The organism is Bacillus sp. AY2-1 (assembly GCF_008368965.1).
GTDB lineage: Bacteria > Bacillota > Bacilli > Bacillales > Bacillaceae_G > Bacillus_A > Bacillus_A thuringiensis_S.
Window position 1 is genome coordinate 1 of the sequence record NZ_QPEL01000136.1, and the last position, 15,765, is coordinate 15,765.

A 15,765-nucleotide genomic window follows, 5' to 3' on the forward strand; every position below is an offset into this window, starting at 1 on the left:
GGTTATCCCTTCTTTCCATTTGGAAGGAAAGGGGGTGATAATATGGAGTTTTTGTTTGACCTTGTAAAAGAATTTGTAAAAGCGACTGTACGTGAAGTTTCAGCGTATTTTTTGCGGAAGCAACTTCTGGGTAAGGACAACAAAAAACCCACTCCGCGCCGTAGGAAGCAAAAGGGTGGGTTTCGTAAAAAGAAATAGCTTATAATAACTACCACCCATACGGTAGCAGTTAGGGAAGAGATGTTAGCGCATCTCTTCTTTTTATTATATGCCAATTTATTCGCTGTCACACTTATATAGTATTCTACGGAAAATATATCATATTCCTATTTTGTGGTCAATTTGATTGCATGATTGAAAAGGTGTAGTTTTATTCCTCTTCAAACTGAAAAATATCCCGGTTAATGAGTTGGTGAAGATACCTATCCATTTCAGCAGCAGAAACTTTTCTTTCATTTTTAAACCACCATGCGCTTAATGAGGTGATTGCCCCTGAATAAAATTCAATGATTAAATCATTTGGCATCGTATGATTTTTGCGCAGTTGATGTAACGCTTCTATTTCTTGTTTTCTCGTTTCGTGACTTAAATACTGTGTCCGGTTAATGAATTGTTCATCAGACATTTGCGTTTCTAATATTTTACCGATTTCTTCATGGTGTAGGAATTGTTCCATTACTTGAAATGGTTTACTTAATCGATCTGAAACTGGTATTTCAACAATCATCTTGCTGTATCGTTTAAATCCAAATGCTAATAAAGCATCTTTATCTTCGAAGTGTTTATAAAAGGTTGTTCGGTGTACCATTGCGCGGTCACATATTTGGTTAATCGTGATCGTACTATATTTCTGTTTTGATTGCGTCATTAATTCAAATAAGGAATCCCATAGTAATTTATGTGTACGTCTAATACGTAAATCAATTTGTTTTTCATTATCGTTCATCTACACTTCTCCTTTTTTGTAGATTAAATATACAGTGGCTGAAAATTGATTCTCCCTTTTTAATCTACATATGTATATTATATTACATGTGTTTAGGTATATTTAAAGTTTTTTAAGTAAGAAACAGGAGGAGAATCTGTAAATGAATATGACAACTAAGAGCCCTGCAAGTGGCAAAGTTGATACTTCTAATTTGAAACATACCCCCATTTTAATTGCGTTACTTTTAGGGGCAATGGTTGCATTATTAAATGAAACATTACTTGGTAATGCGTTAACGGTATTAATGAAAGAATTTGACGTAACAGCTTCAACGATTCAATGGCTTTCTACAGCTTACATGTTAGTAGTTGGTGTTTTAGTCCCAATTACAGCGTTACTTCAACAATGGCTCACAACGAGGCAAATGTTTTTAATCGCTATGGTAACGTTTTTAGCTGGTACATTAATTGCGGGATTTGCGCCGACATTTTCCGTTTTATTAGTCGGCCGTATCGTCCAAGCTGTAGCGACGGGATTAATTACACCGTTATTAATGAATACGATTTTAATTATTTGTCCGCCTGAAAAACGTGGTGCAACAATGGGATTAATCGCACTTGTAATGATGGCAGCTCCAGCAATTGGTCCTACATTATCCGGAGTAATCGTAGACTCACTAAATTGGCGCTGGTTATTCTACATTGTTATTCCGATCGTGATCATTTCCATTATGATTGGGATGAAGTACATTCAAAATGTTTCAGAGTTAACAAGACCAAAAGTAGATTACCTATCAATCCTTTTATCGACACTCGGATTTGGCGGACTTGTGTATAGCTTTAGTGCATCAGGTGATTTAGGATGGTCTGATACGAAAGTGTATGGCGCTTTACTTGTTGGATTTATCTCATTATGTATTTTTGTCGTCCGACAATTAAAAATTGAGAATCCAATTTTAGAATTACGCGCATTTAAAGTCCCGATGTTTACATTATCAGTTGGATTAATCGTCATTGTGATGATGTCATTATTTTCAACGATGACTTTATTACCGATGTTTCTGCAAACTGTTTTACTCGTTACAGCTTTTAAATCAGGAATTATCATGCTTCCGGGAAGTATTATTAGCGCTATAATGGGACCGATTGCAGGTAAACTATTTGATAAATTTAGTCCGAAAGTTATTATCGTTCCCGGCATTGTCTTAGTAGGGCTTGCAATGTTCTTATTTAAAGGCATTACTCCTGATACATCAATGTTACAAATTATTATTATGCATAGCGTATTAATGGTTGGACTTATGTTTGTCATGACAGCACAAACATACGGTTTAAATCAATTAACACCAGATTTATATCCGCACGGAACAGCACTATTTAGTACGTTGCAACAAGTAGCTGGTGCAATTGGTACAGCTATCTTTATTTCGAAAATGTCTTCAGGAACAACTAAGTATATGGAAAGCTCCGCAAATCCACTGAATCCAGTAGAGAAGTTAAACGGTTTAACGTCAGGGTTCCAAGGTGCATTTGCACTTGGGTTAATCTTTATTATTGTTGCATTTATCGTATCGTTATTCTTAAAAGAAGAGAAAGAAGGAGTAAAGGCAGCGAGGGTTTTACAGAACGAACATTAAGGTTTATATAAAAAAGACATCTTTCCCTAGAAAAGATGTCTTTTTTATATTTTTTCGTAACACTTGTTTTGGGTGTCTTTATACATAAGAATTGGTATGTAAAATATTTGTATTTTTTGAACATGAATAATTATTGAGAATAACGATGCAAAGCCGTACTAATAACTAAAAGTCCAATAATGAGAGAAAGTGTTCTTATAATAAGTTCTGCCACTAATAGTTCACCAAATGATTTAGTGACATCGTATATAGATCCTGTTATGAGAATAGGTGCGATCATGATTATAATTCCAATTATTATTTGAAGAAGTAGATTGATGTTTTTATTCAAGACAATCACCTCCAAAAAAATAGGGAATGAGAATATGATTTTTTTGTATTATAAAATGATTATATCGTATTACATTAGACGATGAGAATATTTTTAAATAGTAGAAATTAGAGACTCTTCAATAAAAAGGAATTAAATATGGTATTCTTTAGTTAAGATATGTAAACGAAGACAGGGGAAATGAAGATGGACAAGAAGCTAACGTATTGGCTAGCATCTATTATAGGGGTAGTAGTACTTGCAACTGGTATGACTTATGGAATATTACAGTTTGCTGAAGTCCCAATGGGGAGTGAGGACCATGTTTTTGCAGAGGTTAATAAAGAAGACATACTATCGAATGAAGCAGAAGTGAAAGGTTCAAATGCACAACTTCACATTACAGTAACTTCTACTGAAGAAGAAGTTATTTCAGCTATGCATAGCATGACTCATCAAAAAGTAAAAGCGTGTGAAGGAAAGGGAGCAACCCCTATGTCCAAAAAGAATGCAGAGAAAGTAAGAAATATTCTAAACGGAAACAATTTCAAGAACAAAGAAGAGCTATTAGCAATTACTGAAAGATGGGCAAATAGAGATTTTAGTAAAATTGTAGAAGAACATAACTATTTTATTAAACTTCAAGGTGGCGTGATAGGTGAAGCTACAGTGATGGATAAGGTAGACGAGCAAGTATTCTGTCTCAATACTTTCGGTGATGATGTAACGGCCGCATTAATTAAATCAGGAGATCTTCAAGCGCTATAAGGTGTTTTTTCTTTGATATAAAGAAAGCCTCAAGTATTCATATACTTGAGGCTTTTCCAATTGAAAGTTAGGAATGATCCGAATTCTTTACATTAAGAACAAAGTGGAATTACTCCTAAACCAATTAATAAAGCTGCAGCAACTGCTGGAATTGGTACAGGAATTTGAATACCTTCTACAAACAAGAAATACTGACCACTTACTATTTTAAAACAAACTAATTGCATGGCTATTCCTCCCTTCTTTTAGAATTAATACATTATATTAATTTATCTATTTATTGTTATAGTTAAATTATTCATTTTTAAAAATATAGTTAATATGTGAATAGTTTTCGAAAGGACCTGCTCAATCAATGCGGAAAAACATAAGATGAAACGAATCCATTAAAATACATGAGTGAACCTTAGTTTTCCCCTCTTATCTAAAGGAGGAACTATTATGGGTTATGGTGGTAGTTGTGGCGGTTGTGGCTTTTCTGGAGGCTTTGCTTTATTAGTTGTGTTATTTATTTTATTAATCATCGTTGGAGCTTCTTGCTTCTGCTAAAAACTATTGGAAAAGACACTCATATAGAGTGTCTTTTCTTTCGTGCAAAATGATTCCTGACAATATCCAACTGTATATAGTATACGGTATATTTTTTCCTCATTAGACATATAAAAATGTTGGAGGGATGTTATGAAACTAGTAGGGAAGCACATTTATATTCGGCTTTATAAAACTGCTGATGCTAACGAGTTAGCTAACTTACATATTAGAAATCGCGAATTTTTTCAACGAGTTTGCCCGTTGCTCCCAGAAGTTTTTTATACAGAAGAACATCAAAAAATACGTCTTGAACAAGCTCTAAAAAAGACAGCTGAAGGGCAAGTATACCCTTTCGGAATCTTTTTAAGAGAAAATGATAAACTGATTGGAGACATTTCATTAACTCAAATTGTTAGGGGAGACCTCCAAAGCTGTTATACGGGATTTACTTTAGATAAGGAGCATAATGCAAAGGGCTATACAACAGAGGCTCTTCAACTTGTTGTAGATTTTGCTTTTAGGGAATTAAAGTTACATAGAATTGAAGCAGGAGCGATGCTTGATAATTTAGCATCTATTCGTGTATTAGAAAAAGTGGGATTTAAAAAAGAAGGTATAGCGAAAGAAAATATAAGGATTAATGGCAAATGGACAGATCATCAAATATTAGCTATCATCAACAGCTTGGATGTGTAAGCTTATTTTGATTCCAATAAAGATAATTATGTAAAGGGCTGTCTATATCGACAGCTTATTATATTTTTTGCTTAGCGTGATTTTTTCGGCTAATTCAGTAAAAAACGGAAACTCTGCAACCCACGCCAGGATAGGAATGTATAAAAAAATGAATAGCATTATAGGGGTACGGAAACGATTATGGGTTTCAAGGGCCACTCTGAAATTAAATACCACGCTTCGATTTTGATAAGTGTATTTGAGAAACTCTAAATCCTTTAAAATCAATAACTTGTAAGCTTCTCAATAGAGTACACTCTATTGAGAAGGTAAATATGTAATTATGCATATTTATATTTTTTTATTTTAATAGTAATTAAACCTAATATATAATTAAAAAGTTTTTTACGAATTGATAAGGAGATGCGAGTATGAAGAAAACCATAGGACTTATATTATCATTATTTTAATTACTTTCTACCTATGCACCAATGTTTACAGAGGAAGTCGAAGTTTTAAATCAAATAGGCCGCGTCAAAGAGAAAGGAGATTAGTATTATTATGGATCTCTTCAACATAATGCGAATTTTAGACTAAGGGATTTTCAAATTAAAAAACTTGGTTTTACTGTTTATTAAGAAGGTTCCATAAACGGGCTACTACATTTAAAACATGAAACATCTTATGAACTAATTATTGTTTAGACAGAATGACTTAGGTTGTCCTTATGCGAAATATTAGTATGAATAGAAATTTGATAATTATATAAAACGCCGTAAATGAAGGATAAAATAAGTGCTGATTTTGCAATTATATTTTTAAAAATTGAATAGGAGATCTATTATGAATACAATTAAGAAATTATTTTTAAGTTCTGTGATATGTATTTTATTATTCAGTACAGTAGGAACAGCGTATGCAGAACAAAATGGTCAAGTGAATTCATCATCTTTTATTGACGTTCCTAAAACCCACTGGGCATATAAAGAAATGATGTATATGGCTGAAAATAAGATTATAACAGGATACGGAAATGGATATTTCGGTGCTACGGATCCTATTATTCGCGAACATCTTGCTGCATTCTTGTATCGATATTTTAAACCGCAAGATAGTACCAATAATCCATTTGTTGATATTGGTGATAGCAATTTTAAAAAGGAAATTTTGGCACTTACTGCACGGGGCATATTTAGCGTAAATGTAGAGAAACAATTCAATCCGAAAAATAATATGACGCGTGCTGAAATGGCTGCAGTACTGGTCAGAACATTCGATTTAAAACCGAAAGGGAATTTTGACTTTACGGATATGAAAGGTCATTGGGCTAACGAATATGTCAAAATATTAGCTGGGAATAAAATCACAAATGGTACTGGTGATGGCAATTTTAATCCAAATGGACTTGTCACAAGAGAGCAATTTTCTGTGTTCTTATATAGGACAATCATGGCAACATCAGGTATAAAAAACAATGAATCGGTTGGCTGGGTTGTAGATGGAGAAAAGAAATACTATTATGACAAACCAGGCGTGAAACATACTGGATTATTACGTTCAGGGGAGGATACCTATTTCTTCGATAAAAATGGTAATCTAGCTTCAGGATGGAATACCGTAGACGGAAAGGACTACTATTTTGATACGGTAAGTGGAGCTGCACAAAAAGGATGGTTCTCTCAAACTACCCATTGGTATTATGCAGACGATAACGGTGTGATTCAAAAAGGCAATGTAACCTACAAAGGAAAACAATTCCAATTTGATAGAACAGGTAAAATGGTAAAAGGGTGGATAACAATCCAATCCCTCGACCAAAATATCTACAAATCCAGAACAGTTGTAAGGGGATTTGACCCAATAAAAGTTAGAAAGGATGAAATTCTTGAAGTAGTAGGGGAAGACGGTCCTCTATGGTTTAAGGTGAACTACAATGGTCAAACATACGTTGTGCAAAAATTATTTGCAGTCGTGTTTGATCAATCTCTATCTAATAAAATAGATACAATTCGTCAGGACATTGCAGATTTAAAAACTACTGCAAATTTGGTAAAAATATATTCCGAACGCTTTAAAAAAGCAAAAGAAACTAAAAATTATGATATGGCTCTAGTAGATTCAAGTGAACTTGCAGCAAGCTTATCAGGATTTCTAACTACCATAAAAAATTCTGATATGACGAATTTAGTGAATAAAATCTACGAAAAAGAAGCTGATCCAGCTATAAAAGAAAAATACAATTCTACCATCGCTACTTTAGAGATGATGAATGAGGATTTTGGCAAGATCCACAAATTAATGCTACTAAAAGATAGCATAATGGTTTTAGATAAAGCGAATCAGGATTCAGGTAATATTATTCAACAAATTCAGAATGGTAAAAACCTAGCACAACAAGATAAAATTAAGCTTCAAAACTATGCTAACGATATGACGGCGTATAAAAAACAATTGGTCGAATGGTATGCTGATACTTTGACTGCAGTAACGGATCTAACGGTATCGCTTATTGACCAAACAAGTCTTTACTGGCTAACAATCAATGACACATTTGTTGAGCCAGCAGAAAAATGGGTTGGTACATTACCAAAAGATGAAATCAGTAAATTTGCTGATGGGGTTCGGGACTACGGACAACAAGTTACAGCTATGCATGAAGGTTTTAAAAGCAGATTGCCTGAATATAAACAAATGGCCAGTGATTTACGCGTAGTAAATCAAAGTTTCCATAAGTTTGGAGATTCTGTACAAAAAGCTGGTGCATCACTTCATAAACAAGCAGTAATGGCTGATGGACTAATTAATAGTGTCTCAACGCATGTTGCAGAAGCTCAACAAGCATTTCCAACACTACATACAGATATTATGTCTGGATTAGATGCTGCTAATAATATGATGGATTCTGCTAATAAAATTGCGAGTTATAAAATTGATGTGCCTGCGGCATCCAAAAACATAGGGAATATGGATGGACTAAGAAACACGTTACGTGATTTTGGTGTGCCACCTGAAAAAATGAAGGAGTATTTGGAAGAAGAAAAACGTTCTGCTCAACAAACTTCATTCCTGCTTGATATTACTCCTGGATTTGGAGAACTAAAACAAGGTATCCAGCTCTTTACGGGCGAGGATATGTTTACTCATGAAAAATATGGTCCAAGTGAATTTGTAACAGGAACGCTTGCTGCAGTTACTGGCGGTACAACAAAAATAATTGGCCGTACATTTGGTAAACTTGGCGATCTTGAGAAAAATGCACAGAAACTAGGCAAGGTTTCAAAAGGTGCTCAATCGGGTGAAATTGTTCTTGATAAAGTCAAAACCTATGAACAAGCTAGAAATCAAGCAATGGATCTTTTAGGGAATTTAGGTAGCGACTCTATTCCAATGGTTGGAACAATGAAAAAAAGTGCAGGATATGGTAAAGTAATTGGAAGACAAACTGCTGATAAAAAAGCAAGATGGCGATTAGATTATGATCCTGAAAAAGGTCTACATATGAATGTAGACGATTTTAGAAACGGTAAAGGAAGTAAATCTACTAAATATGCAATTCCAATAGAAGGTGATGAAGAGTTATTTAAATCACTATTAAAACATTTAAACAAGTAAGGTGATAAATATAATGGCAACTTTGTTAGACGAATGTATCGAGGCATTAGGAGAAAATATAGTAGTTTTTGAAGGTGAAGAGAGAGAAAAAATCTTAGATAGCTTTGAAAACTCATTTCCAATTACAAGTTGGGCCAGAATTGATTGGGATAAATTCAGTGATTTCCAAAATATCGTTTATTTGGATGATATAGAAGCATATCTAAATAAACAATACGGTTTAGACTCTTATATCATTTATATTATTTGGGATGAAGCATCCTTACCAATCATAAAAACGAATTTACATCAAATACTACAGGTAATTGATGATGTTACAGCAGTAAGTTTTGATACTTGGCTCTATTCTCCAAATCTAGGATATGCAATAGAGTTTTATCATGAAGGTGAAGTACGTATTGGTAATAAGAAAGAGATTTTAGAATAAGGAGTGAATGAAAAAAGTAGGGGCTTCCCCTACTTTTTTTTATGTGAACTTTAATAAGGTTTTCAACCCTATCTATAATAATGATCATTTCTCCCATTTATAAGTACGGGTTAATGAGGCAGCTAACTATCAGTGTTTTTAGAACTGTCGATATTCTTATGTTGCTTTTAAAATAGCTACGGTATTTTGTGAACTGTACCCTATAAAATGGGCAGTTTAATAAAAAAGCTCTAAAAAATCAAGCACTTAAAAGATGGTTCCGATATTCGATCGGGGGCCATCTTCTTTAATGTCCACTGATAACGATTATAATTATACTCTTCTATATAATCCTTTATGTTGAGCTCAAGGGATTCAAAGGTTTGACAATCTTTGTAATCTAATTTATCTATCATATGACCAAAAATGGACTAATTAATAGTGTTTCAACGCATGTTGCAGAAGCTCAACAAGCATTTCCAACACTACATACAGATATTATGTCTGGATTAGATGCTGCTAATAATATGATGGATTCTGCTAATAAAATTTCAAGCTACAAAATAGATACGTCTAATGTTGTTAAAAATGTTGGTAATATGGATGGTTTAACAACCCGTCTTAAGGATTTTGGTGTACCACCTGAAAAAATGAAAGAATATCTGGAAGAGCAGAAACGTACTAATGAGCTTGGATCCATGTCACTTGATTTCTTTCCAATTGTAGGACAAATCAAACAAGGGTTACAACTCATTAACGGAAGAGAATTTTTCACAGAGAGAGAATATGGTCCAGATGATTATGTTTGGGGAACTGTTTCTACACTAGTAGGTGGGTCTCCTAAAGTTGTTGGCCGTGTGTTTGGTAAATATGGAGAACTAGAACAAAAAGCGAAGGATTTAGGGAAAGTATCAAAGGTAACAGAAGAAATTGGATGGAGTATGCCAAGAGGTGGCGGCGTCATTGATGGGCGTAAGTATACTGAACATGCGCTTGAAAGAATGGCGCCTGATACAATTCAGGTTCGAGCAGAACTTACAAAGCGTGCACGTGAAAGAGCTGAAAGGAATGGTTACACATTCGGATCAAAAGAATACATGGAGGAATTAAAAAAGTTGATCCACGTGGTGTAACACCAAGTGTAGTAGAAGAAACAATTAAGCATGCTACTAAACAACCTGGAAATAAACCTGGTCTATGGCAATACGATGGGAAAGATGTTAGAGTCGTATTGAATGATAATGGCGATGTTGTATCCGTTGTACCTAATAAATCGTGAATATTATAAATAAAGTGGATTGAGCCCATTCACGTAAGGAGTTGTTAAATTGAATATACAATATGATGAATATGAATTATTAGAAATATTCGAGAGTGAACCAGAAGATTATTTTATTCCAGGTGCAGGTGCATATAGATATAATAAAATAGATAAATTAGGCTTTGAATTAGTAATGATTATGTGTTATTACGAGGAAACTGTTGAATTAAATTTGTATTATAAAAATAAACGCATCTTTGAAACCAAGATGCATTCGGCGAAACGAATCTATACCCGTAATGACTCATTATATGTCCAAGGTGGCGTAGAAAACAAAACAATCGAAGTAAAATTCAAACCACATTTTACAGTTACAATAAATGAGTTTTAAAAACTCGAAATTAATGATCGTAAATATTCTGCGCATGCTTTAGAAAGCATGGCTCCGGATACAATACAAGTTCGAGCTGAATTAGAGGCACATGCCAAAAGTAGAGGGCTTGTACGTAGTACACAGAAATTTAAAGAATTTGTTAATCCTAGAGGTATCACAACTTCTGTAGTAGATTTTCTGTGCCTTTCCATTGGAAAATCAAGACTGATATAAAAAATGAGTAGAAAAAACAAGGCTCTTACTTCGTGGATACCGCTACAAAGTAAGAGCCTTGTTTCATTATATTTGTTCATACAGTTTTCCTTGTAGTCTTCTGTTTTCATCCTTCAATCGCTTATTCTTTATCAATTTTTCGAACAGGTTGCTCCCAGAAGTTTTTATACAGAATAACATCAAAAAATACGTCTTGAACAAGCGTTAAAAAAGAAAGTTGAAGGGCAAGTATACCCTTTTGGAATCTTTTTAAGAGAAAATGATAAAATGAAGATATTATTAGGGAATTGTGAGGATGATTACGTTGCTTACTTTGATAAAATTTGTAGTTAGTTATGCTGCAAGTCTATTTGCTTTTATTTTTGGATGGTTCTTAATTTCATATATTTTTAATCCTAGCTTTATTCACTCAGACGTTTTACAGGGGTTCATAAAAACTATCGTCACTTATGGTAGTATACCAGCTCTTATAGCTTGTCTAATTGGGGAAGTTTTATATAGGAAAATTAAACGATGTCGAGAGTTTCAATTTGGAATTCCTTTATTTATAGGACTAGCAGTTATCTATACACTTATACCATTTCTTTTTCTTTTTAATTTTTCTTTTTCATATTTCTTTGACTTCGTTGCACCTGTTATTATGGGTTCCTTAGCATTTTATTTAGTACGTAGAAAAATATAATTTTCGTTTTGATGCATTATAATAGCTATCTCTGAATCACTAGTTTCAAAAAGCCTTCACGCAATAATGATTGCATGAAGGCTTTTGATGTTTGCTTATTTTTTTGTCTCGTTAACCCATGTAATAATGTCCTGGATGACGTATTCGGGAACGTTAGCAGGGATTTCATATTCACTAGGGAGGCTTAATTCTCCGTCACCCTCCGTGAAGAAATGATTCAATTTCGGATATTTTTTGAACTGAACATTCCCGCGGTTTGAAAGTCCTTTCTGCCATTTTGTATATTCATCTTTTACTGTTACTTGATAATCACGTGCTCCTTGCAGAATGAGTAAAGGCTCTTTCGTGATTTTGCCTCTTCAACTGGACGCCACCTAGAAACATCATACATAAAATGAGGTGACCCAAAATTGTAGCCAGCTGGAGGATGATCAGGATTGAAAGTAGGATCCTGAATAAAAGCGACTTGTCTTTTTAGTTCATCGATTTCTTCCTTTGGTTTCCCAAGGTATTGATACTGGTCAATGGCAATATTAGTCAAAGGGCGTGCAGGTGGTGCGAGTAAGATACTTCCTCGGACAAGTGAGGAAGGCGCTTTGCTCAGTATACGCGGCATTGTGCCGGCCCCTAGACTATGTCCAAGAATGAAAATATTACTTGGATCAATGCCTTCCTGCTGCGCTACTGATTTTGCTGCATATATGGCATCATCTGTAGTATCACGGTCTAATGTAACAGGTTCTGCACTCATCTTTAATGCATGTTCTAAGGTGCGCTTTTCATAGCGCAACACTGCAATTCCGTTGGATGAAAGGCCCACCGCAATGTCTCGTAAGATTTTTGTTCCCATATATGTGCTATCGCGATCATGGATGCCAGCACCATGAACAAGAACAACTACGGGCAGTTTTTCACCACGCTTATGTTTCGGAACTGTTAATGTCGCTGGTAACGGATAGGTAGAATTTCCAATGACGATTTCACGTTCTTGATAGGAGTCAGGTTGATCATAGCTAGGATGCGGGATGGTATAAGATTCCTCGGGTGGCCTTTCTCCAATTTCATCTACTTTCCCGCCAGGTGTGAATTTAAGGAGTAGCGGTATGGTAGTTCCTTCGGTATCTGCTGGAATTTCCACCGTCTGATGGACCAAGTTTCGTTTTTTTATCACGGGGATTCCCATGCTTTTTATCCCGCTCCAACCACTTTGTGTCCACCAGTTTTGTAATGTGGTTGCTGTAAACTTGGATTGAAAAGTAGTAGACGTCAACTGTAGTGCCTCTGCATACTTACCTTGCTGGAGATATTCAAAAAATAATGATGTACGCTCCGTTAAAGAGACTAGTTTCTTTTCAGCAGATTGTTCCTCGCTTGTATCTGCGTGAATAGTTGTTGTAAGCGAGAAAGATGAAATGCCTAAAGAAAAGAGTAGGATAAAGGTAAGTGCTAATCTTTGTATTTTCTTTTTTTTAATCATGTTTTAACCTCCAATATGTGCTGGTAAAAAACAAGTACGGTAATTAGAATTCTGGTACAAAAACCTCAAAATATTTACAATTAATCTCCAAAACTTGGACACATTTATATTATTACTCTAAACAAACGTAGATTTCTCCTTTTCCACATGCATATAAACTTCAGAAATAATCTTTCTTCCTTCACTTTATATTTTGATTATACGAAGCAAAGTTCTCGTTTTTCTTACTTGATACTTACAAATTCCTTAAGTAGAGGATATTTTAAAAATGGATTTGTAGCGGTACTCCTATGTTAAGAGATAGCTTAAGGAACGAGGATTTTATTGTTTTTATAAAGAGTTGATGTTATGTTTGTTTTGTGATATATGGTGTTTTATGTATGTAGGAGGATTTATTGAAGAAATTATTAATATTGTTTTTATTAGCTACATTTTGTCTACAGATTACAGGATGTTCTAATAATATGGGTGCACTAAGGGAGAAGTCTAAAACTTCAACACTTGTGAAGTTTAAACGCATCAATAAAGGGTGGTACAAACATATGTAATAGTTTGTATCACCCTTTGTTGATGTTAAAAGTCATAAGAAAAAGGTTATAGATATTTTTCATAAAGAAAAGACACCCATATAAGAGTGTCCTTTCTAATAGTTTTTTAGCAGAAGCAACTGCATCCGATAATGATTAATAGTATAAAGAGTACAACAAGCAAAGCAAATCCTCCAGCAAAACCACAGCCTTCTCCGCAACTACCACCATAGCCCATAATAGTTCCTCCTTTAGATAAGAGGATTAAAACTAAGGGCCATTCATGTATTTTAACGGGTTCACTTTACTTTATGTTTTTAAGAATGAATGGAGTAGGTCCTTTTTTATTTTATCGAAAGTAAACTTTTAGCCAGCAGTTTATTTTCATACTATTAATTTTTATACGTATTTGGTGAAAAATCAAGGAGCTGCAAAAAAATACTATACCGAAAGTTCGGTATAGTAACGTGCATATAAAAGATCCCACTTTGCTATATCCCAAAAAGAGTCATAAAAATCTATGTTTTTTTAATTCAGTTGCAAACTACAAAACTTCTTTTTAAAGAAATGTATGTACATACAAATTATATTTTATTCCATAACTCTCTAACTTTTGTTCGTGGTAGTCTGATATTGAAAAAATATAATATTTGGTACGACATCACTTTGTTTTTTTATAAAGTTTTGTAATTAAACTATAATATTGTATTTTTTTTTGTATTATTGAAATTAGTAATAATAAAATGTATTATTGAAAAGCACAATTTATAATTCAAGTAATCAGGACTATGCGCCCATTATAATTTGAACATTCAGAAATTATAATATTGTCTAAAAATGAGGTGAGATTCATAGAAACAGTACATATTAAATGGTATGGAATGTATAGTATAAATGATTTTTATAATAGGGAAGAAGCTTCTAAGAAGGGGATATTTGCAATCTCTAGAGTATGTGCTAAGAGTGTAACATTGCTATATATAGGACAAACCAAAAGAAGCTTTATACAAAAGATAAGGGAACTTAATAAGGAGTGGCCTTTCGATGAGAGCGAATTAAAGATTACATTAGGAATAATAGAATTTCCTAGTGGTGAAATTTACTCTGAAAAGAAGGTAAAAGAGATAAAATCCCTTTTGATTTTACGACATACCCCATTAGAAAACGAAACATCTTTATTATACTATAGAGGGAAATTTAATTTAAAAATTATAAATAAGGGAAGAAGAGGTTTAATTGTTAAAAAGCTTTCTACAGGGGATCTAATATGGACATAATTGGAATCACCTTTGAATAAAATTGAAGGTTTCTTAAGTGCAGAAGCTTATCAATTTTTAATGTATTAAACTATTTTGAATAACATATGTCAGATACTTGAAAAAACACAAATTTTATTATGATATGAAATCCTGTATGGAAAGTGTAGTTTATTTCTATTGTTTAATAAAAATATTAAGAATTTTAGGGATAATACATAAAGAGTAGAGGAGAAAGTAAACACGGAGGTTTGAAGAATGGGACAAGTAAGCAGATTTCAAGAAAAACAACAGAATCGTCGTCAAAAGGCAATTTTTAATATTGCATTTACTTTGGTATTAGTGACAGTTGGTATAGTGACATACCAATTGTTTACCCCTTCTAATACATCAACGAAAGCAATTGCTCAAGAAAAGAAAGTAAAAAAGATAGAAGAGAAGAAAACTGAAGATAAAGAAACAGCAAAGATAGAAGAGAAGAAAACTGAAGATAAAGAAACAGCAAAGATAGAAGAGAAGAAAACTGAAGATAAAGAAGCAGCACAGCTAGAAGAGAAATCAAAAGCAGAAAAATCGGTAAAAACAAACGGAAATGAAAATAATGAGGAAGAAAAAGCGGCATCTCAAGAAAAGGGTTCTCAAACTAATCCTTCTTGGAAGCCAATTGGTACCGAGCAAGGAGCAAAACCTGAAATGAAATTTAAAGAAGGAACAGTAGATTGGAGTGAGATGAAAAAAGCAATTTCTTATGCTGTTGATGTTCCAGAGAGCCAATTGATTTTCGATTTTATTGGGAATAATGGTAATAATAAAGCATACGGTAATGTACGAGATAAGCAAAATAATAAAAAATATAAGGTTAATATTGATTGGGTAGAAAATCAGGGGTGGAAACCAGCATCTGTTCAGGTGGTAAGATAAATAATAGAAATGTAATGATGTAAATAAGCTGTCCATATGGGCAGCTTATTATTTTTTTGCTTAGCTTATTTAAAAAAAAACGCTGGTGGTACCTCGTTGAGAAATATGAATCAAATCTATATTTTGTTTTATTTACCTCACTATTTTATCCATAACTTCTTTATATTT

At 33.7% G+C, this 15,765-nt stretch carries 18 protein-coding genes and 2 pseudogenes; 14 read left to right on the forward strand and 6 right to left on the reverse strand.

Annotation, left to right across the window (positions count from 1 at the left end):
• Window positions 1-42: 42 nt before the first annotated feature.
• On the forward strand, window positions 43-198 hold the full coding sequence (locus DN403_RS31350; protein ID WP_000394758.1) for a hypothetical protein: 156 nt from the start codon (window positions 43-45) through the stop codon (window positions 196-198).
• A 172-nt stretch (window positions 199-370) separates the two neighbouring features.
• Here the strand turns inward: DN403_RS31350 and DN403_RS25015 are convergent, their stop codons facing one another.
• Window positions 371-946, reverse strand: coding sequence for a TetR/AcrR family transcriptional regulator (locus tag DN403_RS25015; RefSeq protein WP_000999285.1), 576 nt, complete (start codon window positions 944-946; stop codon window positions 371-373).
• Between the two features lie 142 nt (window positions 947-1,088).
• Between DN403_RS25015 and DN403_RS25020 the strand changes: the two genes are divergently transcribed.
• Complete coding sequence (locus DN403_RS25020) at window positions 1,089-2,564, forward strand: MDR family MFS transporter (RefSeq protein WP_149185854.1); 1,476 nt, start codon at window positions 1,089-1,091, stop codon at window positions 2,562-2,564.
• 130 nt (window positions 2,565-2,694) lie between these two features.
• On the opposite strand, the gene DN403_RS31355 is transcribed toward DN403_RS25020, so the two are convergent.
• Window positions 2,695-2,895: a hypothetical protein gene (locus DN403_RS31355; RefSeq protein ID WP_001038824.1), complete on the reverse strand. Its 201-nt coding sequence runs from the start codon at window positions 2,893-2,895 to the stop codon at window positions 2,695-2,697.
• A gap of 186 nt (window positions 2,896-3,081) precedes the next feature.
• On the opposite strand from DN403_RS31355, the gene DN403_RS25025 reads away from it, so the two are divergent.
• Window positions 3,082-3,642, forward strand: a complete 561-nt coding sequence (locus DN403_RS25025) for a PRK06770 family protein (RefSeq protein WP_000358712.1) — start codon at window positions 3,082-3,084, stop codon at window positions 3,640-3,642.
• A gap of 92 nt (window positions 3,643-3,734) precedes the next feature.
• Here DN403_RS25025 and DN403_RS31945 read toward each other — a convergent pair whose 3' ends face one another.
• Window positions 3,735-3,869: a hypothetical protein gene (locus DN403_RS31945; protein ID WP_001177693.1), complete on the reverse strand. Its 135-nt coding sequence runs from the start codon at window positions 3,867-3,869 to the stop codon at window positions 3,735-3,737.
• Between the two features lie 214 nt (window positions 3,870-4,083).
• On the opposite strand from DN403_RS31945, the gene DN403_RS25030 reads away from it, so the two are divergent.
• The 4 genes from DN403_RS25030 (at window position 4,084) to DN403_RS25045 (ending at window position 8,887) form a co-directional block, all read left to right on the forward strand.
• Entirely contained in the window at window positions 4,084-4,191 is a 108-nt protein-coding gene (locus tag DN403_RS25030; RefSeq protein WP_000540375.1) for a YjcZ family sporulation protein, read from the forward strand.
• Window positions 4,192-4,323: 132 nt separating this feature from the next.
• A complete protein-coding gene (locus DN403_RS25035) occupies window positions 4,324-4,869 on the forward strand; it encodes a GNAT family N-acetyltransferase (RefSeq protein WP_044783246.1) in 546 nt (181 codons plus the stop codon).
• Between the two features lie 822 nt (window positions 4,870-5,691).
• The gene (locus DN403_RS25040; RefSeq protein WP_079245131.1) at window positions 5,692-8,460 is read left to right on the forward strand and encodes an S-layer homology domain-containing protein; all 2,769 of its coding nucleotides are present in this window, start codon (window positions 5,692-5,694) and stop codon (window positions 8,458-8,460) included.
• Window positions 8,461-8,473: 13 nt separating this feature from the next.
• Window positions 8,474-8,887, forward strand: coding sequence for a CDI toxin immunity protein (locus DN403_RS25045; RefSeq protein ID WP_000212599.1), 414 nt, complete (start codon window positions 8,474-8,476; stop codon window positions 8,885-8,887).
• Between the two features lie 230 nt (window positions 8,888-9,117).
• Here the strand turns inward: DN403_RS25045 and DN403_RS32390 are convergent, their stop codons facing one another.
• Complete coding sequence (locus tag DN403_RS32390) at window positions 9,118-9,282, reverse strand: IS3 family transposase (protein ID WP_139213188.1); 165 nt, start codon at window positions 9,280-9,282, stop codon at window positions 9,118-9,120.
• On the opposite strand from DN403_RS32390, the gene DN403_RS25055 reads away from it, so the two are divergent.
• From DN403_RS25055 to DN403_RS25070, 4 genes and pseudogenes are all read left to right on the forward strand, one after another.
• Window positions 9,283-9,999, forward strand: coding sequence for a hypothetical protein (locus DN403_RS25055; protein ID WP_255452066.1), 717 nt, complete (start codon window positions 9,283-9,285; stop codon window positions 9,997-9,999). It begins immediately after the preceding gene.
• Window positions 10,000-10,194: 195 nt separating this feature from the next.
• Window positions 10,195-10,518, forward strand: a complete 324-nt coding sequence (locus tag DN403_RS25060; protein ID WP_001025898.1) for a hypothetical protein — start codon at window positions 10,195-10,197, stop codon at window positions 10,516-10,518.
• 348 nt (window positions 10,519-10,866) lie between these two features.
• Window positions 10,867-11,046: pseudogene (locus DN403_RS31560) on the forward strand (GNAT family N-acetyltransferase); the annotation flags it as partial.
• The gene (locus DN403_RS25070; RefSeq protein WP_098437563.1) at window positions 11,030-11,416 is read left to right on the forward strand and encodes a hypothetical protein; all 387 of its coding nucleotides are present in this window, start codon (window positions 11,030-11,032) and stop codon (window positions 11,414-11,416) included. The pseudogene DN403_RS31560 and the gene DN403_RS25070, both read left to right, overlap by 17 nt.
• Window positions 11,417-11,511: 95 nt before the next feature.
• Here the strand turns inward: DN403_RS25070 and DN403_RS25075 are convergent.
• Window positions 11,512-12,893: pseudogene (locus DN403_RS25075) on the reverse strand (alpha/beta hydrolase family protein).
• Window positions 12,894-13,288: 395 nt separating this feature from the next.
• On the opposite strand from DN403_RS25075, the gene DN403_RS31360 reads away from it, so the two are divergent.
• Window positions 13,289-13,441 (forward strand): hypothetical protein, encoded by a 153-nt coding sequence (locus DN403_RS31360; protein ID WP_000734746.1) that lies wholly within the window; start codon window positions 13,289-13,291, stop codon window positions 13,439-13,441.
• Between the two features lie 106 nt (window positions 13,442-13,547).
• Here DN403_RS31360 and DN403_RS25080 read toward each other — a convergent pair whose 3' ends face one another.
• A complete protein-coding gene (locus tag DN403_RS25080) occupies window positions 13,548-13,658 on the reverse strand; it encodes a YjcZ family sporulation protein (RefSeq protein ID WP_000540371.1) in 111 nt (36 codons plus the stop codon).
• A 604-nt stretch (window positions 13,659-14,262) separates the two neighbouring features.
• On the opposite strand from DN403_RS25080, the gene DN403_RS25085 reads away from it, so the two are divergent.
• Both DN403_RS25085 and DN403_RS25090 read left to right on the forward strand, forming a co-directional pair.
• Complete coding sequence (locus tag DN403_RS25085) at window positions 14,263-14,697, forward strand: hypothetical protein (protein WP_002100802.1); 435 nt, start codon at window positions 14,263-14,265, stop codon at window positions 14,695-14,697.
• A gap of 237 nt (window positions 14,698-14,934) precedes the next feature.
• Window positions 14,935-15,597 (forward strand): YrrS family protein, encoded by a 663-nt coding sequence (locus DN403_RS25090; RefSeq protein WP_149185855.1) that lies wholly within the window; start codon window positions 14,935-14,937, stop codon window positions 15,595-15,597.
• Window positions 15,598-15,765: the final 168 nt, after the last annotated feature.

Coding starts and splice junctions, on each gene's coding strand:
- DN403_RS31350 (WP_000394758.1), top strand. CDS start 43: ATGGAGTTTTTGTTTGACCTTGTAAAAGAATTTGTAAAAGCGACTGTA.
- DN403_RS25015 (WP_000999285.1), bottom strand. CDS start 946: ATGAACGATAATGAAAAACAAATTGATTTACGTATTAGACGTACACAT.
- DN403_RS25020 (WP_149185854.1), top strand. CDS start 1,089: ATGAATATGACAACTAAGAGCCCTGCAAGTGGCAAAGTTGATACTTCT.
- DN403_RS25025 (WP_000358712.1), top strand. CDS start 3,082: ATGGACAAGAAGCTAACGTATTGGCTAGCATCTATTATAGGGGTAGTA.
- DN403_RS31945 (WP_001177693.1), bottom strand. CDS start 3,869: ATGCAATTAGTTTGTTTTAAAATAGTAAGTGGTCAGTATTTCTTGTTT.
- DN403_RS25030 (WP_000540375.1), top strand. CDS start 4,084: ATGGGTTATGGTGGTAGTTGTGGCGGTTGTGGCTTTTCTGGAGGCTTT.
- DN403_RS25035 (WP_044783246.1), top strand. CDS start 4,324: ATGAAACTAGTAGGGAAGCACATTTATATTCGGCTTTATAAAACTGCT.
- DN403_RS25040 (WP_079245131.1), top strand. CDS start 5,692: ATGAATACAATTAAGAAATTATTTTTAAGTTCTGTGATATGTATTTTA.
- DN403_RS25045 (WP_000212599.1), top strand. CDS start 8,474: ATGGCAACTTTGTTAGACGAATGTATCGAGGCATTAGGAGAAAATATA.
- DN403_RS32390 (WP_139213188.1), bottom strand. CDS start 9,282: ATGATAGATAAATTAGATTACAAAGATTGTCAAACCTTTGAATCCCTT.
- DN403_RS25055 (WP_255452066.1), top strand. CDS start 9,283: ATGACCAAAAATGGACTAATTAATAGTGTTTCAACGCATGTTGCAGAA.
- DN403_RS25070 (WP_098437563.1), top strand. CDS start 11,030: ATGATTACGTTGCTTACTTTGATAAAATTTGTAGTTAGTTATGCTGCA.
- DN403_RS25080 (WP_000540371.1), bottom strand. CDS start 13,658: ATGGGCTATGGTGGTAGTTGCGGAGAAGGCTGTGGTTTTGCTGGAGGA.
- DN403_RS25090 (WP_149185855.1), top strand. CDS start 14,935: ATGGGACAAGTAAGCAGATTTCAAGAAAAACAACAGAATCGTCGTCAA.